This window comes from Streptomyces sp. NPDC051684 (assembly GCF_044453445.1).
In the GTDB taxonomy this organism is placed as follows: domain Bacteria; phylum Actinomycetota; class Actinomycetes; order Streptomycetales; family Streptomycetaceae; genus Streptomyces.
This window is the reverse complement of record NZ_JBITCS010000031.1, coordinates 16,293-36,775: the sequence shown is the minus strand read 5'-3', so window position 1 is coordinate 36,775 and position 20,483 is coordinate 16,293. Positions and strand designations below refer to the sequence as shown.

General features: G+C 71.4%; 21 protein-coding genes and 2 pseudogenes. 9 read left to right on the top strand and 14 right to left on the bottom strand.

What is annotated here, in order from left to right:
• Positions 1-16: 16 nt before the first annotated feature.
• Positions 17-1,198, top strand: a complete 1,182-nt coding sequence (locus ACIA8D_RS30890) for a saccharopine dehydrogenase family protein (RefSeq protein ID WP_399237414.1) — start codon at positions 17-19, stop codon at positions 1,196-1,198.
• Here the strand turns inward: ACIA8D_RS30890 and ACIA8D_RS30885 are convergent.
• From ACIA8D_RS30885 to tatA, 5 genes and pseudogenes are all read right to left on the bottom strand, one after another.
• A complete protein-coding gene (locus ACIA8D_RS30885) occupies positions 1,170-1,895 on the bottom strand; it encodes an endonuclease V (RefSeq protein ID WP_399237413.1) in 726 nt (241 codons plus the stop codon). The two genes, ACIA8D_RS30890 and ACIA8D_RS30885, sit on opposite strands and share 29 nt — an antisense overlap.
• A 10-nt stretch (positions 1,896-1,905) precedes the next feature.
• Positions 1,906-2,964: an acyltransferase family protein gene (locus tag ACIA8D_RS30880; protein ID WP_399237412.1), complete on the bottom strand. Its 1,059-nt coding sequence runs from the start codon at positions 2,962-2,964 to the stop codon at positions 1,906-1,908.
• Positions 2,961-3,542 carry a TerD family protein gene (locus tag ACIA8D_RS30875; protein WP_399237411.1) on the bottom strand — a complete coding sequence of 194 codons (582 nt, stop codon included), beginning with the start codon at positions 3,540-3,542 and terminating at the stop codon, positions 2,961-2,963. Before ACIA8D_RS30875 ends, ACIA8D_RS30880 begins: the two co-directional genes overlap by 4 nt.
• A gap of 94 nt (positions 3,543-3,636) precedes the next feature.
• A complete protein-coding gene (locus ACIA8D_RS30870; RefSeq protein WP_399237410.1) occupies positions 3,637-4,212 on the bottom strand; it encodes a TerD family protein in 576 nt (191 codons plus the stop codon).
• 53 nt (positions 4,213-4,265) lie between these two features.
• Positions 4,266-4,427: pseudogene (gene tatA, locus ACIA8D_RS30865) on the bottom strand (Sec-independent protein translocase subunit TatA); the annotation flags it as partial.
• A gap of 120 nt (positions 4,428-4,547) precedes the next feature.
• Here tatA and ACIA8D_RS30860 point away from each other — a divergent pair.
• Positions 4,548-6,017 (top strand): LCP family protein, encoded by a 1,470-nt coding sequence (locus ACIA8D_RS30860; RefSeq protein ID WP_399237409.1) that lies wholly within the window; start codon positions 4,548-4,550, stop codon positions 6,015-6,017.
• Positions 6,018-6,041: 24 nt separating this feature from the next.
• On the opposite strand, the gene mgtA is transcribed toward ACIA8D_RS30860, so the two are convergent.
• Genes mgtA through ACIA8D_RS30835 form a run of 5 tightly spaced genes read right to left on the bottom strand, consistent with a single transcriptional unit; the run spans position 6,042 to position 11,180 of the window.
• Positions 6,042-8,636, bottom strand: coding sequence for a magnesium-translocating P-type ATPase (mgtA, locus tag ACIA8D_RS30855; protein ID WP_399237408.1), 2,595 nt, complete (start codon positions 8,634-8,636; stop codon positions 6,042-6,044).
• Positions 8,620-8,979: an ArsR/SmtB family transcription factor gene (locus tag ACIA8D_RS30850; RefSeq protein WP_399237406.1), complete on the bottom strand. Its 360-nt coding sequence runs from the start codon at positions 8,977-8,979 to the stop codon at positions 8,620-8,622. Before ACIA8D_RS30850 ends, mgtA begins: the two co-directional genes overlap by 17 nt.
• Before the next feature lie 45 nt (positions 8,980-9,024).
• Complete coding sequence (locus tag ACIA8D_RS30845; protein ID WP_399237405.1) at positions 9,025-9,819, bottom strand: M24 family metallopeptidase; 795 nt, start codon at positions 9,817-9,819, stop codon at positions 9,025-9,027.
• On the bottom strand, positions 9,786-10,247 hold the full coding sequence (locus tag ACIA8D_RS30840; RefSeq protein ID WP_399237404.1) for an aminopeptidase P family N-terminal domain-containing protein: 462 nt from the start codon (positions 10,245-10,247) through the stop codon (positions 9,786-9,788). Before ACIA8D_RS30840 ends, ACIA8D_RS30845 begins: the two co-directional genes overlap by 34 nt.
• A gap of 24 nt (positions 10,248-10,271) precedes the next feature.
• The gene (locus ACIA8D_RS30835; protein ID WP_399237403.1) at positions 10,272-11,180 is read right to left on the bottom strand and encodes an MFS transporter; all 909 of its coding nucleotides are present in this window, start codon (positions 11,178-11,180) and stop codon (positions 10,272-10,274) included.
• Here ACIA8D_RS30835 and ACIA8D_RS30830 point away from each other — a divergent pair.
• Positions 11,161-11,616, top strand: a complete 456-nt coding sequence (locus ACIA8D_RS30830; RefSeq protein WP_399237402.1) for a helix-turn-helix domain-containing protein — start codon at positions 11,161-11,163, stop codon at positions 11,614-11,616. The genes ACIA8D_RS30835 and ACIA8D_RS30830 overlap by 20 nt on opposite strands.
• A 13-nt stretch (positions 11,617-11,629) precedes the next feature.
• On the opposite strand, the gene ACIA8D_RS30825 is transcribed toward ACIA8D_RS30830, so the two are convergent.
• Positions 11,630-12,196: an MSMEG_1061 family FMN-dependent PPOX-type flavoprotein gene (locus ACIA8D_RS30825; protein ID WP_399237401.1), complete on the bottom strand. Its 567-nt coding sequence runs from the start codon at positions 12,194-12,196 to the stop codon at positions 11,630-11,632.
• 130 nt (positions 12,197-12,326) lie between these two features.
• Between ACIA8D_RS30825 and ACIA8D_RS30820 the strand changes: the two genes are divergently transcribed.
• Genes ACIA8D_RS30820 through ACIA8D_RS30805 form a run of 4 tightly spaced genes read left to right on the top strand, consistent with a single transcriptional unit; the run spans position 12,327 to position 16,249 of the window.
• On the top strand, positions 12,327-13,346 hold the full coding sequence (locus ACIA8D_RS30820) for a FecCD family ABC transporter permease (RefSeq protein ID WP_399237400.1): 1,020 nt from the start codon (positions 12,327-12,329) through the stop codon (positions 13,344-13,346).
• On the top strand, positions 13,343-14,389 hold the full coding sequence (locus ACIA8D_RS30815) for a FecCD family ABC transporter permease (protein ID WP_399237399.1): 1,047 nt from the start codon (positions 13,343-13,345) through the stop codon (positions 14,387-14,389). Before ACIA8D_RS30820 ends, ACIA8D_RS30815 begins: the two co-directional genes overlap by 4 nt.
• Before the next feature lie 2 nt (positions 14,390-14,391).
• A complete protein-coding gene (locus ACIA8D_RS30810; protein WP_399237398.1) occupies positions 14,392-15,216 on the top strand; it encodes an ABC transporter ATP-binding protein in 825 nt (274 codons plus the stop codon).
• A 37-nt stretch (positions 15,217-15,253) separates the two neighbouring features.
• The gene (locus ACIA8D_RS30805) at positions 15,254-16,249 is read left to right on the top strand and encodes an ABC transporter substrate-binding protein (RefSeq protein WP_399237397.1); all 996 of its coding nucleotides are present in this window, start codon (positions 15,254-15,256) and stop codon (positions 16,247-16,249) included.
• On the opposite strand, the gene ACIA8D_RS30800 is transcribed toward ACIA8D_RS30805, so the two are convergent.
• From ACIA8D_RS30800 to ACIA8D_RS30790, 3 genes and pseudogenes are all read right to left on the bottom strand, one after another.
• Positions 16,250-16,753, bottom strand: coding sequence for an ABC transporter permease (locus ACIA8D_RS30800; protein WP_399237396.1), 504 nt, complete (start codon positions 16,751-16,753; stop codon positions 16,250-16,252).
• 117 nt (positions 16,754-16,870) lie between these two features.
• A complete protein-coding gene (locus ACIA8D_RS30795) occupies positions 16,871-17,719 on the bottom strand; it encodes an ABC transporter permease (RefSeq protein WP_399237471.1) in 849 nt (282 codons plus the stop codon).
• A pseudogene (locus tag ACIA8D_RS30790) lies at positions 17,719-17,955 on the bottom strand (ATP-binding cassette domain-containing protein); the annotation flags it as partial. The gene ACIA8D_RS30795 and the pseudogene ACIA8D_RS30790, both read right to left, overlap by 1 nt.
• 305 nt (positions 17,956-18,260) lie before the next feature.
• On the opposite strand from ACIA8D_RS30790, the gene ACIA8D_RS30785 reads away from it, so the two are divergent.
• Entirely contained in the window at positions 18,261-18,620 is a 360-nt protein-coding gene (locus ACIA8D_RS30785) for an SsgA family sporulation/cell division regulator (RefSeq protein ID WP_399237470.1), read from the top strand.
• Positions 18,621-18,867: 247 nt separating this feature from the next.
• On the top strand, positions 18,868-20,478 hold the full coding sequence (locus ACIA8D_RS30780; protein ID WP_399237394.1) for an ABC-F family ATP-binding cassette domain-containing protein: 1,611 nt from the start codon (positions 18,868-18,870) through the stop codon (positions 20,476-20,478).
• The last annotated feature ends 5 nt before the right edge of the window (positions 20,479-20,483 follow it).

The following is a 20,483-nucleotide window of genomic DNA, read 5'->3' as shown; positions in this document are numbered from 1 at the left end:
GCGGGTGAGGGGTGGCATGAACGAGTCGAGCAGGACGTACGACCTGGTGCTGTTCGGGGCGACGGGGTTCGTGGGGGTGCTCACCGCCGAGTACCTCGCGGCCCACGCGCCCGAGGGACTGCGGTGGGCGATCGCCGGGCGCGACACCACGAAGCTGGAGCGGCTGCGCGAGCGGCTGACCGAGATCAACCCGGAGTGCGCGGTGCTCCCGCTGGTGCGCGTGGACATCGCCGAGCGGGCGTCGCTGCGCGAACTCGCCGTCAACACACGGGTGGTGGCGACGACCGTGGGCCCGTACCTGGAGTACGGCGAAGGGCTCGTCGCCGCGTGCGCGAGCGCGGGCACCGACTATGTGGACCTCACCGGTGAGCCGGAGTTCGTGGACCGCATGTACGTGCGCCACGACGCCCGGGCGCGCGACACCGGTGCCCGCATCGTGCACGCCTGCGGCTTCGACTCCATCCCGCACGACCTGGGCGCGTACTACACCGTCAAGCAGCTGCCGGAGGGCGTGCCGCTGCGCGTCGACGGTTTCGTGCGGTCGAACGCTACGTTCTCCGGCGGCACGTTCGGCTCCGCCCTGAACCAGTTCTCGCGGGCCCGCCAGATGCTCGCGGCCCAGCAGGAGCGGCGCCGCCACGAGCCGCGCCCGATCGACCGCACGGCGTACGCGCCGACGGGCGCCCCGCACTACGCCAAGGAGGTCGGCGCCTGGGCCCTGCCGCTGCCGACGATCGACCCGCAGATCGTGCAGCGCTCGGCGCGGGCCGTCGCACGCTACGGCCCCGACTTCCGCTATCGGCACTACGCGGCCGTGAAGACGCTGCCGTTCGCGGTGGGCGGTGTGGTCGGCATGAGCACGCTGTTCGCCGCGGCCCAAGTACCGCCGGTGCGCCGATGGTTGGGCGGGCGACTCAAGCCGGGCGAGGGACCCGACGAGGCACGCCGGGCCAAGAGCTGGTTCTCGGTGCGGTTCGTGGGCGAGGGCGGCGGGCGCCGCGTCTACACCGAGGTCTCCGGCGGCGACCCAGGCTACAGCGAGACCGCGAAGATGCTCGCCGAGTCCGCGATGTGCCTCGTGCGCGACGAACTCCCGGACACCGCGGGGCAGGTGACCACGGTCGAGGCCATGGGTGACGCCCTCATCGAGCGGCTGACCAAGGCCGGGATCACGTTCCGGGTCGCGGCCGAACGCTGAGCGCGTCCCCCACGTGTGCCGCGAGCGCGTCCCGGCACAGGCGGTCCGCCCGGCGGGTCGTCTCCGGGACGCGGTACTTCGGTGTGAGCGACAACGCGTGCGCGCACGCGTTGTCGAGCGAGACCCGGTGACCCACGGACACGTACACCGGTTTCACGCCGTCCTGGGTGCGCAGCGCGCGGCCGACCTCCTCGACGCCGTCGAGCAGCGCCGCCGCGCTCCCCCGGCGCGCGCCCAACTCGCTGTGGGAGAAGACGAACGGGTTCTTCGCGACTCCCATGGTGGGCAGCCCGGTCAGCACCCCGAGGTGGCTGGCGAGGCCGAAGCGGCGCGGGTGCGCGAGCCCGTAGCCGTCGCAGACGACGAGCCCGGGGTCATGGGTGAGCGCCTCCAGCGCACCCACGACCGCCGGGATCTCGCGGAACGCCAACAGGCCGGGAACGTAGGGGAAGGCGACCTCGCCGAGGGCCGTCGCCTCCTCGACGACGGCGAGCGTCGCCGCGTCCAGGACGACGGCGGCCGCGGCGACGACGCCCCGCTCGTCGTCGTAGGCGACGTCGATCCCGGTGACCGTGCCGGTGCCCGGGGGCGGCCCGGCCTCGTCTCGTACGACGCGGTCGCGCAGCGCGTCCTGCACGCCGCGCGCCGCGTCCTCGTCGGCAGGCCAGCCGGCCGGTACCCCCGTGATCGTCACCATGGGCCCGACCCTAGCCGCTGCTTTCGGGCTCCCGTTTGAACGCCCACTTCATCCTCGGCTCCATGACGAACCGGAAGGCGCGTTGGACCGGTGGTGTGCACAGCGCCGTGATCACGGCCGCCGCGGCGAGCGTCACCACGATCTCGCCCCACGGGGTGTGCACCCAGTCGACCTCGTACCAGTCCCAGAAGCGGGAGCCCTTGGCGAGGAAGCCGTGCAGCAGATAGCCGTAGAGCGTCCCCGCGCCGAGCGCCGTGAACCACAGCCTGCGCCCCGGAACCCACGCGAGGAAGCACGCGACGAGGATCGCCGAGCAGCCGAACATGGCCGGCGTCATCGCCACACCGGTCCAGCCGGGCGCGCCCAACTCCTGGGCGCTGTCCCGCCGGTAGAACCAGGCCGCATTCATCCGCGGCACCGCCCAGTACGCGAACAGCAGGGCCGCCGCGAAGACCGGCACCGCGAGGATCCGCGCCTCCTTGCGGCGCACCAACTGGAAGTGTTCCGGCTTCAGGCACAGGCCGAGGACGAAGAACGGCAGGAACTGCAGGACGCGTTGCAGGTCGAGGTCGTCGCCGATGCTGGGCGAGACGGAGGCGAGCGCCGCGATGGCCAGGGCCAGTGGCAGCGGCCACCGGATCACCTTCCACAGCGGTGTGGTCAGCCGCCACACGAACAGCGCGATCAGGAACCAGGTCAGGTACCAGGGGTCGAGCAGGCTGATCGGGTAGTCCGGGTCGTCGCCCGCCGTGCGCTTGAAGAGGGTGTAGGCGACCTCGAACACCACGTACGGCACGGCCACGCCCGTGATCAGCCGCTTGAGCCGGCCGGGGCTCGCGTCGAAGGAGCGCGAGAAGTAGCCGGAGATGACGATGAACGCGGGCATGTGGAACGCGTAGACGGTGGTGTAGAGCGCGGCCGCCGCGCGGCTGTCGTCGCGCAGCGGCTCCCACGCGTGCCCCATCGCGACCAGCACGATCGCCAGGTACTTGGCGTTGTCGTAGAACGCGTCCCGGCTCTTGGCCGCGGCCACCCGCGTGCGGGCGGCGGGGGCCGCCGTCAGGCTCACAGGTGGCGGGTGATCGCGGGCATCAGGTCCTGGAAGGTCCGGCCCGCGGCCGGCTCCCCGATCGCTCTGAGCTTCCAGCCGGCGCCCTCGCGCTGCACCTTGGCCATGATCTGCGCGGTGTGGCTGCCGCCGCCGTCGAGGGTGTGGCGGGCGAGTTCCTGCCCGGTGGTCTCGTCGACGAGGCGGCAGTACGCGCTGCCCACCTCGGCGAAGGTCTGCCCGGTGAACGAGTTCACGGTGAAGACGATCTGGTCCACCTCGTCCGGGACGCGCGGGAGGTCGACGGTGATGGACTCGTCGTCGACCTGTCCTGTGCCACCCACGAGGTTGTCGCCGCTGTGCCGTACCGAGCAGTCCTCGCTGACGAGGTGGCGGAAGTAGACGACATCGACGTAGCTCTGCCCGGAGAAGAGCACGGCGGAGGCGTCGAGGTCGATCTCACGGGTGCCGGTCAGCTTGGCGAGGAAGCCCTTGCGGGGCGCGGCCTGCCAGCCGAGTCCCATCCGTACGAGGGTCAGGGCGTCGCCGGTGTCCTTGCTGAGACTGATCTGCTGGCCCTTGGCCAGGTTCACGGACATGCGGTGCTTTCTGGTCGGGCGGTCGAATGGCATGGGGTGCGCGGCGCCGCCCGCCCGGCTTCGCGGGGCGGGCGGCGGCGCGGCGGCGCGTGCCTCAGACGTTGACGCCGAAGTCCTGCGCGATGCCGGCCAGGCCCGAGGCGTACCCCTGGCCCACGGCGCGGAACTTCCACTCCGCGCCGTGCCGGTACAGCTCGCCGAAGACCATCGCCGTCTCGGTGGAGGCGTCCTCGGAGAGGTCGTAGCGGGCGATCTCGGCGCCGCCCGCCTGGTTCACGACGCGGATGAACGCGTTGCGCACCTGGCCGAAGCTCTGGCCGCGCGGCTCGGCGTCGTGGATCGACACCGGGAAGACGACCTTGTCGACCTCGGCGGGCACCCCGGCGAGATTCACCTTGATGCTCTCGTCGTCGCCCTCGCCCTCACCGGTGAGGTTGTCCCCGGTGTGCTCGACGGAGCCGTCCGGGCTGGTGAGGTTGTTGTAGAAGACGAAGTGCCCGTCCGAGAGCACCTTTCCGGCCGCATCGCACAGCAGGGCGCTCGCGTCGAGGTCGTAATCGGTACCCGTCGTCGTGCGCACGTCCCAGCCCAGGCCGACCGTGACCGCGGTCAGTCCCGGCGCCGCCTTGCTGAGCGAGACATTGCCGCCCTTGCCCAGGGAAACTCCCACTGCTACTACCTCCATCATTTCCAACACTTGCGCAAAGCTTAAAGTGGTGTCGCGGTCTCGTCGCTCTCCTTCATGGCCTTCGTCTCGCTCTTGAGAATGCGCAAAGACTTGCCCAGGGAGCGTGCGGTGTCCGGCAGCTTCTTGGACCCGAAGAGCACGATGATCACGACGCCCAGGACCAGCAGGTGCCAGGGCTCCAGTGCGTTGCGGAACATGGCGTTCACCTCTTGCCGTGGTCGGACCGCGACCGGGGTGGACGTGCCACCCCCACAGTCGCGCTTGCTACATTGCGCAACTGTACAACCAACGGGTGGACCGACAGCAAGGGCAGGGGCATGGGGCGACGGCGCAAGCGCAGCCGACTGCGGATCACTCTCGTGACGGGCCTCGCGATGCTCGTCCTGATCACCGGCGGGGCCGGGTGGCTGTATCTGAAGCTGAACGGGAACATCGACACGTTCGGCTCGGACGGCCTGTCCAGGAACCGCCCCGACGCCGACGCGTCCAAGGGCGAGAACGTGCTGGTCATCGGCACGGACGCGCGCACCGGCGGGAACAGCGACCTCGGTGGCGGCGACAAGCACGACATCGGCCGCTCCGACACCGCGTTCCTGCTGCACGTCTACGCCGACCACCGGCACGCCGTCGGAGTCTCCATCCCGCGCGACACCCTGGTCACCATCCCGCCGTGCAGGCTGCCGGACGGCACGTGGAGCGACACGCGCACCAACGTGATGTTCAACGCGGCGTACACGACGGGCCAGACCGCCGAGGGCAATCCGGCCTGCACCCAGAACACGGTCGAGCAGCTCACCGGGCTGCGCGTGGACCACACCGTCGTCGTCGACTTCAAGGGCTTCTCGCAGCTGACCGACGTGGTCGGCGGTGTGCGGGTGTGCCTGCCGAACGACGTCTACCAGAAGGACCTCAACCCGAACCGGGCCACGCAGGGCAGGCGCCTGTTCAAGAAGGGCGAGCAGACCGTCGCCGGGCAGCGGGCGCTCGACTACGTCCGTATCCGGCACGGCATCGGCGACGGTTCCGACATCGGCCGCATCCAGCGCCAGCAGTCCTTCGTCTCCAGCCTCATCAAGAAGATCAAGTCCGACGGCTTCACCCCGACGAAGCTGCTGCCGCTCGCCGACGCCGCGACGAAGTCGATGACCGTCGACCCCGGCCTGGGCTCGGCGGACAAGCTGCTCGCGTTCGCGATGTCCCTGAAGAACGTCGACCTGCACAACACCAAGTTCGTCACCATCCCCTGGGAGTACGAGGGTGATCGTGTCGCCGTCGTGCACCCGGACGCCGACGCGCTGTGGGCGGCGCTCAAGGAGGACCGCACGCTCGACGGCAAGGACGCGAGCGGGAAGAAGGGCTCCGGATCCGCCAAGGCCGGGGCATCGCCCAGTCCGAGCGCCACCGAGGAGGTGAACGGCAAGGGCGTCTCCGTCACCGTCTACAACGGCACCGCCACCCCCGGCCTCGCCGCCGACGCCGCCGCGGCGCTGACCGGCCGCGGCTTCACCGTGCCGGTGACGGGCAACGCCGCCGACCGGGCCCGCGCCACCACGACCATCACCTACGGCCCCGGCGAGAAGGCCCACGCCTCCGCCGTCGCCCGGCTCTTCCCCCACGCCGAACTGACCGCGGGCACCACCCCGGGCATCGGCGTGGTCCTCGGCGCGGACTACCGGCCCGGCAGCGCGGCCTCGCCGACGCCGACCCCGACGGCGGTGCCGTCCGGGGTCGCCGACACCGCGCGCTCGGCGGACCAGGACATCTGCTCCCACCTGTCCTACGGGTGAGGGGCCCGGCCGCCTACGGGCGTCCTACGGGCGGTCCGCCCAGCCGGCTCTGCGCCGCAGCAGGACCAGCGCGAGCGCGTACGCCACGAGGACCGCCGCGAGCAGCGGGTAGTAGAGCGGCGGCAGGCCCGAGACGCCGAGCCACGGGCCGAGCGGGGTCAGCGGCAGCAGGATGCCGACGGCCGCGAGGCCCGTCGCCGCCCAGCGCACGGGGCCCGGTGTGCGGCCCTCGGCGGTGCGGCGGCCGGTGCGCAGCAACAGCATCACGAGGGCCTGGGTGAGCAGGTTCTCCGTGAACCAGCCCGCGTGGAAGCCCTGCTGGTCGCCGAGGTCGAGGGAGCCGGGCAGGCACAGGGCGAGCGCGCCGAAGGTCGCGATGTCGGCGAGCGCGCCCAGGACGCCGAACCCGGTGATGAAGCGCAGGAAGGGCCGGGGCCGCAGCACGGTGGGGCGGCGCAGCACGGCCGTTCGCGGCCGGTCGAAGGCGAGCGCCAGCTGGGCCGCGTCGAAGCACAGGTTCTGCACGAGGACCTGCGGCGGCAGCATCGGCAGGAACGGCAGCAGCAGGCCCGCCGCGAGCATCGCGATCACGTTGCCGAGGTTGGAGGAGAGCGTGATGCGCAGGTACGAGGCGATGTTGGCGCTGGAGTGCCGGCCCGCCACGACGGCGTGCTCCAGCGCGGTGAGGTCCTTGTCGGCGAGCACGACGTGCGCGCTCTCCCGGGCCACGTCGACGCCGCCCGCGGGGCACACCCCGACGTCGGCGGCGCGCAGGGCGGGCAGGTCGTTGACGCCGTCGCCGAGGAATCCGGCGGTGTGGCCGCGGCCGCGCAGGGCGGCGATGACGCGGGCCTTGTGCTCGGGGGTGCAGCGGGCGAAGACAGCGGTGCGGTCGGCGAGTTCCCCGAGGCGTTCGTCGTCGAGATGCTCGATGTCGGCTCCGACGACGACCTCGCCGGGCTCGATGCCCACGTCGCGGCAGACGCGGGTGGCGGTGGCCGGGTGGTCGCCGGTGAGCACCTTGACGGTGACGCCGCGCTCGCCGAGGGCGGCCACGGCGTCCAGCGCGGTGTCGGCGGGGGCGTCGTGGAAGGCGACGAAGCCGCGGAAGGCCAGGCCGCGTTCGTCGGCCGGGGTGTAGCCGCGGGTGCGGGCGGGGCGCTCGGCGGTGGCCACCGCGAGCAGCCGGACGCCCTCGGCCGCGAGCTCCCCGGCCCGCTCGTGCAGCGCGGCCCGCTCGTCCTCGTCGAGCGCGCAGCGTTCCAGGACCTCGGCGACGGCGCCCTTCACGGCGAGCACGTGCACGCCGAGGGTGCCCGGTTCCCTGACGACGGCGGTGGCCAGGCGGCGCAACGGGTCGAAGGGCAGCGCGTCGATCCCGTCGTACGCCTCCCAGTCCTCGGGTCCGGTGGCCGCGAGCAGCGCCTCGTCGAGCGGGTCGGGGTCGGTGAGTTCGGCGGTCTGCAGGGTCCACCAGGCGGAGGCGCCCGCCCAGTGCAGGGCCTCGGGGTCGGTGCGGTCGATGTCGACGGCGGGTTGGTCGCGGGTGAGGGTGCCGGTCTTGTCGACGCACAGCACGTCGACGGCGCCGAGGTCGTGCAGCGCGGGCAGGCGGCGCACGATGACGCCGTGCGAGCGGGCGAGCAGGGAGGCGCCGCGGGCCAGGCAGATGGTGACGATGACCGGCAGCATCTCGGGGGTGAGGCCGACGGCGACGGCCACCGCGAACGGCAGGGTCTCCAGGCCCCGGCCGCGCACGGCCGCGTTCGCCATGAGCACCAGCGGCGGGGTCAGCAGCATGAAGCGGATCAGCACCCACGAGATGCCGTGCACGCTGCGGTCGAAGGCGCTCGCCGGGCGTTCGCGGCGCGCTCCGTGCACGGCGGCGAAGCGGGTGTCGGCGCCGGTCGCGAGGACGACCGCGGTGCCGCTGCCGGAGGCGACGCTGCTGCCCTGGAACAGCAGATGCCCCTCGCCGTCCCCGTCCGGCACGTCGGCCGGTTCCTTCGGCACGGGCGCGGACTCGCCGGTCAGGGCGGCCTGGTGCACGGTGAGGCCGCGCGCCTTCAACAGACGTACGTCGGCGGGGACGAGGGCACCGGGCGCGAGGCGCACCACGTCGCCGGGCACGAGGTCGTCGACGGGGATCTCGCGCACCCGCGGCTCTTCGCCGGAGCTGTCGCGGCGCTGGACGCTCGCGGTGCCCGCTACCAGTTCGCGCAGCCCGGCGCCCGCCCGGTCGGCGCGGTACTCCCCGTGCGCGCGCAGCACGGCGCTGACGATCACCAGGGCGAGGATCACGCAGGCCGTGCCCCAGGAGGCGACGAGAGCGGAGACGAGTCCGAGGCAGAACAGCACGGTGGTGAACGGGTCGCGCAGGCTGCGCCACATCCGCAGCGGCCAGGAGGGCCGGCGGGCGGTGGGCAGCGTGTTGCCCCCGTACCGGGCAAGCCGTTCCTCGGCCTCGTGCGTGGTCAGTCCGCGCGGCCCCGTGTCCAGGGCACGCAGCGTCTGCAGCGCGGTCGGACCTTCGGGTGCGGTACGCGGCTGCGGCAGCGCTCCGGTCCGCTCGGCCGGTTCGGAAACGGCCACGCGGCGGCCTTCAGGCCCCGGCGCCACGCAGGCGGCGCACCGGCGCCTGCGCCTGCTCGGCGCGCTCGGCGAGCTGGCCGATCATGAGGTGGACCACGCTCACGACCTCGGGATCGTCGACGTAGTACACCTGGCGGCGGCCCTCGCGCCGGGACCGTACGAGGCCCGCGAGCTTCAGCTTGGTCAGGTGCTGGCTGACGGCGGGCAGCGCACCGCCGACCCGCTCGGCGAGCCCGCTCACATCGCTCTCGCCCTGGGCGAGGGCCCACACCATGTGCAGCCGCACCGGCGACGCAAGCAACGCAAACGCCTCGGCCGCCTCGGCGAGCACATCGGCGGACGGGTCGTCGAACCGCCTTGCCCCTGCCACCACTGCCACTCCTGTTCTGCTGCCGGCCTGCGTACGCGGGCAAGTCTAGGCGGGCGCCCGTCGGCCGGCGCCCGCCGTCGTCCGGGCGGCCCCAGGACCGGCCGGACTAGGGCTTGTCGTTGGGATCAGGAGTTCCTCTTCGAACGGGAACCGCGAGAGGGCTTCCGTGCCGGTTTCGGTGATCAGGAGCTGCTCTTCGAGCTTCACGCCTTCGTCGCCGCCTTCGAGTCCGATGTAGCTCTCCACGCAGATCGTCATGCCGGGCACGATCTCTCCGTCGTATCCGGAATCGGGGAAATCGCCTTCGTGGTAGAGGTACGGGTATTCGCCCGTCATTCCGCAGCCGTGGGCCGACAGGTAGTACCTGTTCGCGTAGTACCGCTCGGGAATGTCCCAGGCTTCCCGCGCGTAGTCCCGAATTCCCATGCCGGGGCGGAGGACGGACATGTTGTGGTGCAGCTGCTCGTACGCGACCTGGTAGAGCGTCCGCTGTTCCTGGGTCGGCTTTCCCGGGCCCGCGTGGAAGGTACTGGAGAAGTCCGAGTCATACCCGTGGCAGCCCACGACATCGGTGTCGAGCGCGATGAGTTCATTGGTCCCGATGACGTTCTCGCTCGTCTCCTGGAACCAGGGGTTGGTCCGCTGCCCCGCGTTCAGCAGCCGGGTCTCGACGTGGTCGCCGTTCTGGACGATGACCGACTGGTGCAGGACCGACCACAGTTCGGCCTCGCTCAGGCCCGGCCGGATGGCGTCGCGCGGCGCGCCCACGCCGCGCTCCGTCGCCCGCAGCGACGCCTTGACGCACTTCAGCTCCTCGGCGGACTTGACGGCTCGCGCCATCTCCACCGCGTACTGGGCGTCCACGACCCGCAAGCGCGCTCGAACGCGGCGATGTGCGGGCCCGCGGCCACGAAGCCGGCTGTCCTGGCCGGGCGTACTTCGTCGATGGTTGCGAGGCCCTCGGCCAGATGCAGGCACCCGGTGAACTCGTGGAGGACGGAGCGCTCCTGGGTGAGCAGCAGGTAGCGCGAGGGGGCGTTGCGCATGGAGAAGACCTGTATGTTCCGCGCCCCGGTGGCGTAGCGGATGTTGACGGGGTCGGACAGGATCACCGCGTCCACACCCAGCTCCGCCATCTGGGCCCGGACCCTGTTCAGCCGGTAGCGGCGCACCGATTCCAGGTCGATTCCCTCGTCGTCGGGTTCCCGGTCGAGTTGAGCCAGGTCCTCCAGGTCCGCGCGTTCGGCGTGCCAGTCCAGTTCCGCCATTCTTCTTTTCCTTCCTGGGTTGAGTCAGCGTGCGACTTCGGGACGTGGGGCCGCCGTTTCGCGGCCTTTCCGGTATTTGTTCTCCGCGGTTCCGGCGGAAGCCTCGGTGAGACGTACTCCGTTGGTTTCGGGGGCCAGCCACTGGGACAGTGCCGCGCCGACCGCCGCGACGCCGGCGGCGATCAGCATCGTCACCGTGGTACCGAGATTCGTCATCGACCACGGCAGCAGGAACGTGCCGAGGGCCGCTCCCATCCGACTGACGGCGGACGAGAATCCCGTTCCGATGCCGCGGATTTCGGTCGGGACCACCTCGCCCGGATACACGCTGGTCAGCGTGCCGTACACGGCGGTGAAGAACGAGAACGCCAGGAACAGGGCCAGCACGGCGATCGGCGGGGCGCCCACCCACGGGCCGATGAGCGCGAGGAGTCCGGTGCAGATCCACTGCGGCGGGACGGTCAGCGCGCGGCGGCCGAGCCTGTCGATCAACAGCACCGTGATCGTGACGCCGACGACGGAGACCGCGGAGAGGCCGACGCCGCCGGCGATCCCGCCGCCGAGGCCGTACTTCTGCAGCACGCTGTCGGCGAAGGTGGCGATCGCGAAGTACGGCGTGACGGCGCAGAACCAGAAGCCCGACGCGAAGAGCGTGGTCCGCCAGTACTGCCGGGAGAACAGCATCCCGAAGGTGCCCGCATGAGTGTCCTCGTGCTCGACGTCGCTCATGTCGGCGGCGCTCTCCATGCACTGGTGAGCGATGTCGAGGGCTTCCTTCTTGCGGCCCTGGTTCCACAGCCAGCGCGGCGACTCGGGCAGGCCGAGGCGGGCGACGAACAGGACCAGCCCATCAGGAGGCGCGCCACGAAGTGCTGCACGGTCGAGTCGACGAAGAACTGCAGTGAGGCACCAGGTGGCGGTCCGCCAGGGCACGCCCATTGAAGCGGCGGGCCTCAGCGGGCCACTGCGGGACACCGCCGACGGACTCCCCACGGCGATCCGCGAGGCCGGGTTCGCCGCGCGGGTGGCGGCCCGGGTACCGGAGTTGGGGCGGCAGGCCTGCTGGAAGACGCTCGGCGAGTACCGGCTGTTCTACACGTACGAGTGGAGCCCCGACGGCGTCGCCGCGATCGATCCGGGCGTCGCGAGGATCCTCGGCCAGGAACGCGCGCCCCTGGCCCGGACCGTGCTCACCTACCTCGACCGCCAAGGGGATGTGAACGCGGCCGCCGCGGCCGTGAACGTGCATCGCACCACGCTCTACTACCGCCTCAACCAGGCCGCCGGACTGATGGGCCAGGACCTCAACGGCCCCGCGCGGTTCCGCATCCACGCCGCACTGCGACTCGCCCGACTGGCCGGGCTGTAGGGCCCGCGCGGGCTCAGGCCGCCCCGCCCTCCCACGTCTCCGGCCGCCACACCCCCGCCCGGTTCAGCGACTGGGGGCAGTGGAGGTAGATCTCGTCGATGTCCAGGAGCAGGGCCAGGGTCGGGGGTTGGCCCTTCACCGCCATGTCCGCGAAGAAGGGGGCGGCGGTGAGGATGCGGGCCCTGCCGTTGATGCGCAGGACGTCCTTGGCGCCGGGTATCAGGAAGAGCAGGCCCGCGTGCGGGTTCTGCAGGATGTTGTGGAAGCTGTCGCCGCGGCGGTTGCCTGGGCGGTCCGGCAGGGCGATCGTGCGGTCGTCGACGACGTGCGCGAAGCCGGGGGCGTCGCCGCGCGGCGACGTGTCGCAGTTGCCGTCCGCGTCGGACGTCGAGACCAGGCAGAACGGCGAGCGGGCCAGCAACTCCCGGTCCTTCTCGGTGAGTTCCGCGTGCACCTTCTCGATCACGATGGGCCACGGCTCGCCGAGGAGCTCGCGCAGCAGGGTCGGGGAGCGCAACTCCTCGTACCCTTCGGGCAGTCGGGGCGATCGGGGCGCGAGGGTGTCCGTGACGTGCGACAAGCCGACTCCTGGGTCCGGGGTGGTTGATTCTCGCACCTTATCCGATGTTAGGTTAGGCTACCCTAACGTTCGGAGCGCCCGGTTCCGGCGCCTGCCGCTGCGCGGTGACAAAGGTGAACAGGACAGAACGGTGCCACTCATAGCGCGAAGACCCCGCGGCCCCCTGCTCGCGGGACTGCTGCCGGTCTCCCTCGTCCTCGGGGGCGCCCTCCTGCTCAGCCTCGCCGTCGGCTCCGGCGACGTCCCGCTCGGCGATGTCGTGGCGGGCCTGTTCCACCCCGACCACGCAGACCGGGCGCAGCTGATCGTGCGTGAGGTCCGTGTCCCGCGCACGGCCGCCGGGCTCCTCGCGGGAGTGGCGCTCGGGCTCGCGGGCACCGTGATGCAGGGCGTGGCCCGCAACCCGCTGGCGGATCCCGGCCTGTTGGGCGTCAACGCCGGCGCCTCCGTCTGCGTCGTCTTCGCCATCAGCGTGCTCTCGCTGAGCGACCCCTCGCAGTACATCTGGTTCGGCTTCCTCGGCGCCTGCCTCGCCGCCGTCCTCGTATACGGCGTCGGCAGCCTCGGCCGGGACGGCGCGACGCCCGTGAAACTCGCCCTGGCCGGCGCCGCCGTGGCCGCCGCCCTCGGCTCGGTGACCAGCGCCATGCTGCTCACCGACAGCCGCACCTTCGACCAGTTCCGGTTCTGGCAGGTCGGCTCGCTCACCGGGCGCGAGCCCGAAGTGCTGTGGCAGGCGCTGCCGTTCATCGCCGTCGGCGCCGTGCTCGCGCTCACCCTCGGGCCGCAGCTCAACACCCTTGCCCTGGGCGACGACACCGCGCGCGGCCTCGGCCAGCGGATCGCGCTCGCCCGGCTCGGCGCGGCGGCCTGCGTGGTCCTGCTGTGCGGGGCGGCGACCGTCGTCGCGGGCCCGATCGCCTTCGTCGGGCTCGCCGTCCCGCACGCCGCGCGCCTGGTCACCGGCCCCGATCACCGCTGGATCCTGCCGTACAGCGCGCTCATCGCACCTTCCGCGCTGCTCCTCGCCGACGTCGCCGGACGCCTCGTCGCACACCCCGGCGAGGTGCAGGTCGGCGTCATGACGGCGGCGCTCGGCGCGATCCCCTTCGTCGTCCTGGTACGCCGCAGGAAAGTGGTCGAGCTGTGAACACCGAACTGCGTCCCGCCGTCGGACGCGTCGCCGCCGTACGCCGCCGGGGGCGCGCCCGGTTCGGCGCCGTGAGCGCGACGCTCGCCGCGGCCGCGTTCGCCGCGCTGTGCGTCTCGCTCAGCTTCGGCGACTACACGCTCCCGCTGACCGACGTCGTCCGTACCCTGTTCGGCGGCGGCGACAGCGGCACCCTGTTCGTCATCCAAGAACTCCGGCTCCCCCGGGCCCTGTTGGCACTCCTGGTCGGCTGCTGCTTCGGGCTGTCCGGCGCCGTCTTCCAGACGCTGCTGCGCAATCCGCTGGCCAGCCCCGACATCATCGGCGTGAGTTCGGGCGCGGGCGCCGTCGCCGTGCTCGCCGGGGCGATCGCCGGGCTGAGCGGACCGTCCCTGTCGGCCGTCGCGCTTGTCGGCGCGCTGGTGACGGGAGCCGCCGTCTATCTGCTCGCCTGGCGCAAGGGCGTCACCGGCTACCGGCTCGTCCTCATCGGGCTCGGCGTCGGCACCGGCCTGTCCAGCCTCATCTCGTACCAGATGACCCGCTCCGACGTGACCGAAGCGCAGACCGCGTTCCTGTGGCTGGCCGGAAGCCTCAACGGGCGGTCTTGGCCCCAGTTCTGGCCGCTGCTCGGGGCTGCCGTGCTGCTGCTTCCGCTGACCGCTCTCGCCTCCCGCGCCCTCACCGCGCTGCAGCTCGGCGACGACACCGCCGGCGGACTCGGCGCCCGCGTCGAGCGGGACCGGCTCGCCCTCCTCGCCTGCGCCACCGCCCTCGCCGGCGTGGCCACCGCCGCCGCGGGCCCGGTCGGTTTCGTCGCCTTCGTGTCCGCGCCGATCGCGCGCCGCCTGGTGCCGGGCCAGGGCGCGGCCCTGCTGCCGTCCGCCCTGACCGGGGCGCTGCTCGTGACGGTCGCCGACTTCGTGGGGCAGCACCTGCTGTCCGGCACCCAGCTGCCGGTCGGCATCGTGACGAGCGTGATCGGCGCCCCGTATCTGCTGTGGCTGCTCGCCCGGTCCAACCGCGCGGGGACGGGCGGCTGACCATGACCACCATCAAGGAGAAGACCGTGGCATCCCCGCACACCTTGCAGGCCCGCGGCCTCGAACTCGGCTACGGCGAGCGGCGGATCATTTCCGGCCTCGATGCCGACATCCCGGCGGGCCGCATCACGGTCGTTGTCGGTCCGAACGCCTGCGGCAAGTCGACGCTGCTGCGCTCGATGGCCCGGCTGCTGACCCCGACCGACGGCGCGGTCCTGCTCGACGGGCGCGACATCCAGCAGACGTCGACCAAGGACGTCGCCGCCGTGCTCGGTGTGCTGCCGCAGACGCCGGTGGCGCCCGATTCCATCACCGTCGCCGATCTGGTGGGCCGAGGACGCTACCCGCACCAGGGCTGGTTCCGCCGCTGGACGCCCGGCGACGACGAGGCGGTCGCCGCCGCCCTGCACGCGACCGACGTCCTCGACCTCGCGGACCGGCCCCTCGACCAGCTCTCCGGCGGCCAGCGCCAGCGCGTATGGATCGCGATGGCGCTCGCGCAGGAGACGGACGTGCTGCTGCTCGACGAGCCGACCACCTACCTCGACATCAGCCACCAGCTCGACGTCCTCGACCTGCTGACCGACCTCAACCGGGAGCGCGGCGTCACCCTCGTCGTCGTCCTGCACGACCTCAATCTGGCCTGCCGCTACGCCGATCACCTCATCGCCATGAAGGACGGCCGGATCGTCGCCGAGGGCGCGCCGCGCGATGTCGTGACCGAGTCCCTCGTCGACGAGGTCTTCGGGCTGCGCAGCACCGTCATCCCCGACCCGGCGTCCGGCACCCCGCTGATCGTCCCGATGGGCCGCCACCACATCCGGTAGCCCCACCTCCGCACCCTTTGTAGAGAGAACACACACCATGCCCCTCACCACCCCTCGCAGACTTCTCGTCGGCGCCGCCGCCCTCGTCCTCACCGGCTCGCTCGCCGCCTGCGGAGCCGAGAAGAGCGACGCGTCCGACGACTCCGGCCAGAAGACCTCCGGCGCCTTCCCCTCGAAGGTGGCCACCAAGTTCGGCACCGTCACGGTCAAGGAGCGGCCCAAGCGGGTCGTCGCCCTCGGCTGGGGCGACGCGGAAACGGCGCTCGCGCTCGGCGTGCAGCCCGTGGGGGCGAGCGACTGGCTGGCGTTCGGCGGCGACGGCGTCGGGCCGTGGGCCAAGGGCGCGTACGACAAGTCCCCGCAGAAGATCGGCACGCTGGAGCCCGAGTACGAGAAGATCGCGGTCCTCAAGCCGGACCTCATCCTCGACACCAAGGCCAGCGGGGACAAGACACGCTACGACACCCTCAACAAGATCGCGCCTACGGTCGGCGTGCCCGAGGGCGGCGACCAGTACAAGATCTCCTGGAAGAAGCAGACCACGATGGTCTCCCAGGCGCTCGGCCTCGCCGACAAGGGCGAGAAGCTGATCGCGGACACGGAGAAGGAGTTCGCCGCGGCCGCGAAGGAGCACCCGGAGTTCAAGGGGAAGACCATCACGATCGGCTCGCGCACCGCCTCGTCCTGGGGCGCCCATGTGCACGGCACCGGTCGCGTCGACTTCGTGGAACGGCTCGGCTTCGAGAACAACCCGGCTGTCGAGAAGAGGGCCGGCAGCGCGTTCTCCGTGCCCGTGTCGGAGGAGAACCTCCAGATGCTGGACGCCGACCTCATGGTGATGGCGCCCATCGGCACCACCGCGAAGAAGATCAGCAGCGACCCGCTGTACCGGGCGATCCCGGCGGCAAAGAAGGGCCACTCGCTCGTCTTCGACGACAAGAACATCAGCTCGGCGTTCGCCACCGACTCCGTCCTGTCGGTGCGGTACGCACTGAAGCACGTGGTGCCGCTCTTCGCGGACACGCTGAAGTAGTCACACCCTGCTGCCCGCCGCCGTGTCCGACGACAGCCGCTGCGCCACGTACACGGGGATCACGGACAGCAGGACGAGGACGACGGCCACCACGTTGACGACGGGGGCCTGCTGGGGGCGGGACATGTTGGAGAAGATCCAGATGGGCAGGGTCTGGACGCCCGCGCCCGCCGTGAACGTCGTCACCACGATCTCGTCGAAGGAGAGCGCGAACGCGAGCAGGCCGCCCGCCGCGAGCGCCGAGCGCATCAGCGGGAACGTGATGTCCCGGAAGGTGCGGAAGGTGTCGGCGCCGAGGTCCATCGCCGCCTCCTCGTACGAGCCGGCCAGGCGCCGCAGCCGGGCCGCGACGTTGTTGAAGACGACCACGACGCAGAACGTGGCGTGCCCGACGACCACCGTGAACAGGCCGAGCCCGATACCGATGGGCTCAAGGACCGTACGGAAGGCCGTGTTGAGGGCGACGCCGGTGACGATGCCGGGCAGCGCGATCGGCAGGACCACCGCGAAAGCGAGTTGACGACGACCAGGAGCAGCGGGACGTAGATGACGGCGAAGCCGAGCAGGGCGCCGACGCGGAGCGCGATGCGGGCCGGGCGGGAGAGGTGCATCCGACCTCCTTCAGAGGCTGCCGAGCGCGCCCGTGCGGCGCACCGCCAACAGATACAGGACGATCACCACGACCGGTACGGTGCCGAGCGCCGCCGCCAGCGGCAGGTCGAGCGTGATGTTCGCGTAGACGAGGTTGCCGATCAACTGCGTCTTGCCGCCCACGATTTGGACCGCGATGTAGTCGCCGAGGCTGAGCGAGAAGGTGAAGACCGAGCCCGCCGCGACCGACGGCAGGACGAGCGGGAACAGCACCGTGCGGAAGGTGCGCCAGGCGCGGGCGCCGAGGTCGGCGGAGGCGTCGAGCATGCTGTCGGGGACGCGTTCCAGGCCGGCGTGGATCGGCAGGATCATGTACGGCAGCCAGAGGTAGGTAAGGACGAGGACCGTCGCGACAAGCCCGTAGCCGGGCGCGTTCAGGCCGAACGGCTTCAACAGCCAGTCCAGTAGGCCGCCTTGGGCCAGCATGACCCGCCACGCGTACGCCTTGACCAGATAGCTCGCCCACAGCGGCGTGAGGATCGCGACCACGAGGAGCGGACGCCACCGCGGCTTCGCGACGCGCGCCGTGCAGAAGGCGATCGGGAAGGCGATGACGATGCACAGCGCCGTGACGCCGAGAGCCACTCCCACTGTGCGCAGGGCGACTTGGCGGTACACGCCGGTCGTGAACAGCGCCTTGAGGTTGTCCGGCGTCCACGTCCGCACGATGTCCGAGGTGAACGGGTCGGTGGTCCACAGGGCGGACAGGAACAGGACCGCGAGCGAGCCGAGGTAGGCGACGACCAGCCAGGTCAGCGGCGCGGCGAGCAGCAGGGACAGGCGCAGCCGGGGGCTGCGGTGCAGCGCCCCGGCGGCCAGAAGGGCGCGCGCCGGGTCACCTCCTCGCCCGCGAGGTGGACCGCGCCGCCCGAGGGGTTCTCGAAACCGGCGACGAGGCGCAGCACGGTCGTCTTCCCGGATCCGGAGGGCCCCAGCAGCGAGAAGAACTCGCCCTCCGCGATGTCGAGGTCGATCCCGTCCACGGCACGCACCGCGCCGAACGTCTTGCGCAGCCCTCGCAGCCCGATCGCTGCGCTCTCCTCGGCGGTAGCCATAGCCAATAGATCATGCACACTTCAACGTCGCCCACAAGGGTCCGGGCGGCCCATGGATCACGTTTGTACGGGAATTGACGCACCCGTCAACTCGCCAGTGCCGACTGCCACACCTGCACCACGGTTGAAACCGGTGACAGAGGTCACTCGATTTCGACCGGGTTCAGGCGCACGGATTCCCTCATTCCGCCGTCTATTCATATGAGGCCGTGCAGTGGTCCCACCGTCCAGCCGTCACAAGGGAGCAGGCGTTGTCCGTCATCGAGCAAGCCGTCGAGGCCCGTCTTGTCGCCGCCGCGCCGCGCATGGCGCACATTCCGGCGACCCTGCGTTACGACGTGCGCGACCCGTTCGCCGTGCGCATGTCCTTCCCGGCCCCGGCCACCCTCGAAGGCGTCGCCGTGAGCTGGACCTTCGCCCGTGACCTGCTCGCCGTCGGCGTGACGGACCCGGCGGGCGACGGCGACGTGCGGGTGAAGCCGTACGGATACGACCGCACGGTCCTGGAGTTCCACGCCACGGAGGGCACGGCGATCGTGCACATCCGCACCGGCGAGCTGCGCCGCTTCCTGGCGGAGACGACGGACCTGGTGCCGGTCGGCGAGGAGGCGGCGCACGTGGACGTGGACGGCGACCTGGAGGAGCTGCTGCGGGACGCCTGTTAAATCCTTTGACGGCTCCGGCCGGTGCTTCTACCTTGATTGACGGTTCTGTTGCCGTCGACAGGAGAAGGACGTTGCTCGACTGAGGTCTTGAGACACCGCGCATGACACGCCCTCGCGTGTCCGTGCCGTCGTGTGTACGACCTCGGTCCTTCCGAGCCGTCCTCCGCTGCAGGCCCTTTCGTGCCCCCGCGGTGTCTCGAACGCGTTGCATCCCACCGTTCACACCGAGCAACCGCGAGGCCGCCTCATGTCACATCCACAGAGCTTTTCGCACGCCTCCCCCGCCTCCGTCGCCTGCACCGCACTCGACTTCGCCTGGCCCGACGGCACCGGCGTCTTCGACGGCCTCCAGGTCGCCTTCGGCCCCGGCCGCACCGGCCTCATCGGCCTCAACGGGTCGGGGAAGTCGACCCTGCTGAAGCTGATCGCCGGCGAGCTGACCCCGGCCGACGGCACCGTACGGGTCTCCGGCGACGTCGGGTACCTGCCGCAGAACGTCACCCTCGACACCGCGCTCCGCGTCGACGAGGCGCTCGGCATCGCCGACACCCGCGCCGCGCTGCACGCCATCGAGGCCGGCGACGTACGGGAGGAGCACTTCACCGCGGTCGGCGACGACTGGGACGTCGAGGAGCGGGCGCGGGCCATGCTCGGCGAGCTCGGCCTCGGCCGCATCGACCTGGACCGCACGATCGGCGAGGTCTCGGGCGGCGAGTCCGTGCTGCTGCGGCTCGCCGCGCTCCTGCTGCGCCGCCCCGACGTGCTGCTGCTCGACGAGCCCACCAACAACCTCGACCTGCGCGCCCGACAGCGGCTGTACGCCACTGTGGAGGGCTGGTCCGGGATCATGATCGTGGTCAGCCACGACCGTGAACTCCTCGACCGCGTCGACCAGATCGCCGATCTGCGCGACGGCGAGGTCACCTGGTACGGCGGGAACTTCTCCGCGTACGAGGAGGTGCTCGCCGCCGAGCAGGAGGCGGCGGAGCGGATGGTGCGGGTCGCCGAGTCCGATCTGAAGAAGCAGAAGAACGAGCTGACCGAGGCCCACGTCAAGCTGGCCCGGCGCAAGCGGTACGGCCAGAAGATGTACGACATCAAGCGCGAACCGAGGGCGGTGATGAAGCTGCGCAAACGCTCGGCCCAGGTCTCCGCGGGCAAGCACCGCATCCTGCACGAGGAGAAGCTCGCCGAGGCGAAGGAGCGCCTCGACGAGGCTGTGGAGGCGGTGCGCGACGACGACGAGATCCGCGTCGACCTGCCGTACACGGCCGTGCCGCCGGGCCGCTCCGTGCTGTGCCTGCACAACATCACGACGGCGTACGGGGCGCGGCTGGCGGGCGAGGTCGAACTGCGCGGGCCCGAGCGGATCGCGCTACTCGGCCGCAACGGCTCGGGCAAGACGACGCTGCTGCGCACCATCGCGGGCGAGCTCGCACCGGTCGAGGGCGAGGTGGAGGCGCACGTGCCGCTGCGTTTCCTGCCGCAGCGGCTCGACGTCCTGGACGACGGGCTGAGCGTCGCCGAGAACGTGGCCCGGTTCGCGCCCGAGGCCACGAACAATCGGGTGCGGGCGCGGCTCGCCCGCTTCCTGTTCAAGGGGGCGCGCGCGGACCAGCCCACCGGAACCCTGTCCGGCGGCGAACGGTTCCGGGCCACACTCGCCGCGCTGATGCTGGCCGAGCCGGCCCCGCAGCTGCTGATGCTGGACGAGCCGACGAACAACCTGGACCTCGCGAGCGTGGCCCAGCTGACGTCGGCCCTGGAGTCGTACGAGGGCGCGCTGATCGTGGCGAGCCACGACATGCCGTTCCTTGAGTCCATCGGCATCACGCGGTGGCTCGACCTCGACGCGTAGAAATG

Excerpts from the sequence above, each read along its gene's own strand:
- ACIA8D_RS30885 (WP_399237413.1), bottom strand. The coding sequence starts at position 1,895 with ATGGTGACGATCACGGGGGTACCGGCCGGCTGGCCTGCCGACGAGGAC.
- ACIA8D_RS30860 (WP_399237409.1), top strand. The coding sequence starts at position 4,548 with ATGGGGCGACGGCGCAAGCGCAGCCGACTGCGGATCACTCTCGTGACG.
- ACIA8D_RS30845 (WP_399237405.1), bottom strand. The coding sequence starts at position 9,819 with ATGGCGCGAGCCGTCAAGTCCGCCGAGGAGCTGAAGTGCGTCAAGGCG.
- ACIA8D_RS30875 (WP_399237411.1), bottom strand. The coding sequence starts at position 3,542 with ATGTCCGTGAACCTGGCCAAGGGCCAGCAGATCAGTCTCAGCAAGGAC.
- ACIA8D_RS30805 (WP_399237397.1), top strand. The coding sequence starts at position 15,254 with ATGCCCCTCACCACCCCTCGCAGACTTCTCGTCGGCGCCGCCGCCCTC.
- ACIA8D_RS30890 (WP_399237414.1), top strand. The coding sequence starts at position 17 with ATGAACGAGTCGAGCAGGACGTACGACCTGGTGCTGTTCGGGGCGACG.
- ACIA8D_RS30810 (WP_399237398.1), top strand. The coding sequence starts at position 14,392 with ATGACCACCATCAAGGAGAAGACCGTGGCATCCCCGCACACCTTGCAG.
- ACIA8D_RS30780 (WP_399237394.1), top strand. The coding sequence starts at position 18,868 with ATGTCACATCCACAGAGCTTTTCGCACGCCTCCCCCGCCTCCGTCGCC.
- ACIA8D_RS30785 (WP_399237470.1), top strand. The coding sequence starts at position 18,261 with ATGGCGCACATTCCGGCGACCCTGCGTTACGACGTGCGCGACCCGTTC.
- ACIA8D_RS30840 (WP_399237404.1), bottom strand. The coding sequence starts at position 10,247 with ATGGCGGAACTGGACTGGCACGCCGAACGCGCGGACCTGGAGGACCTG.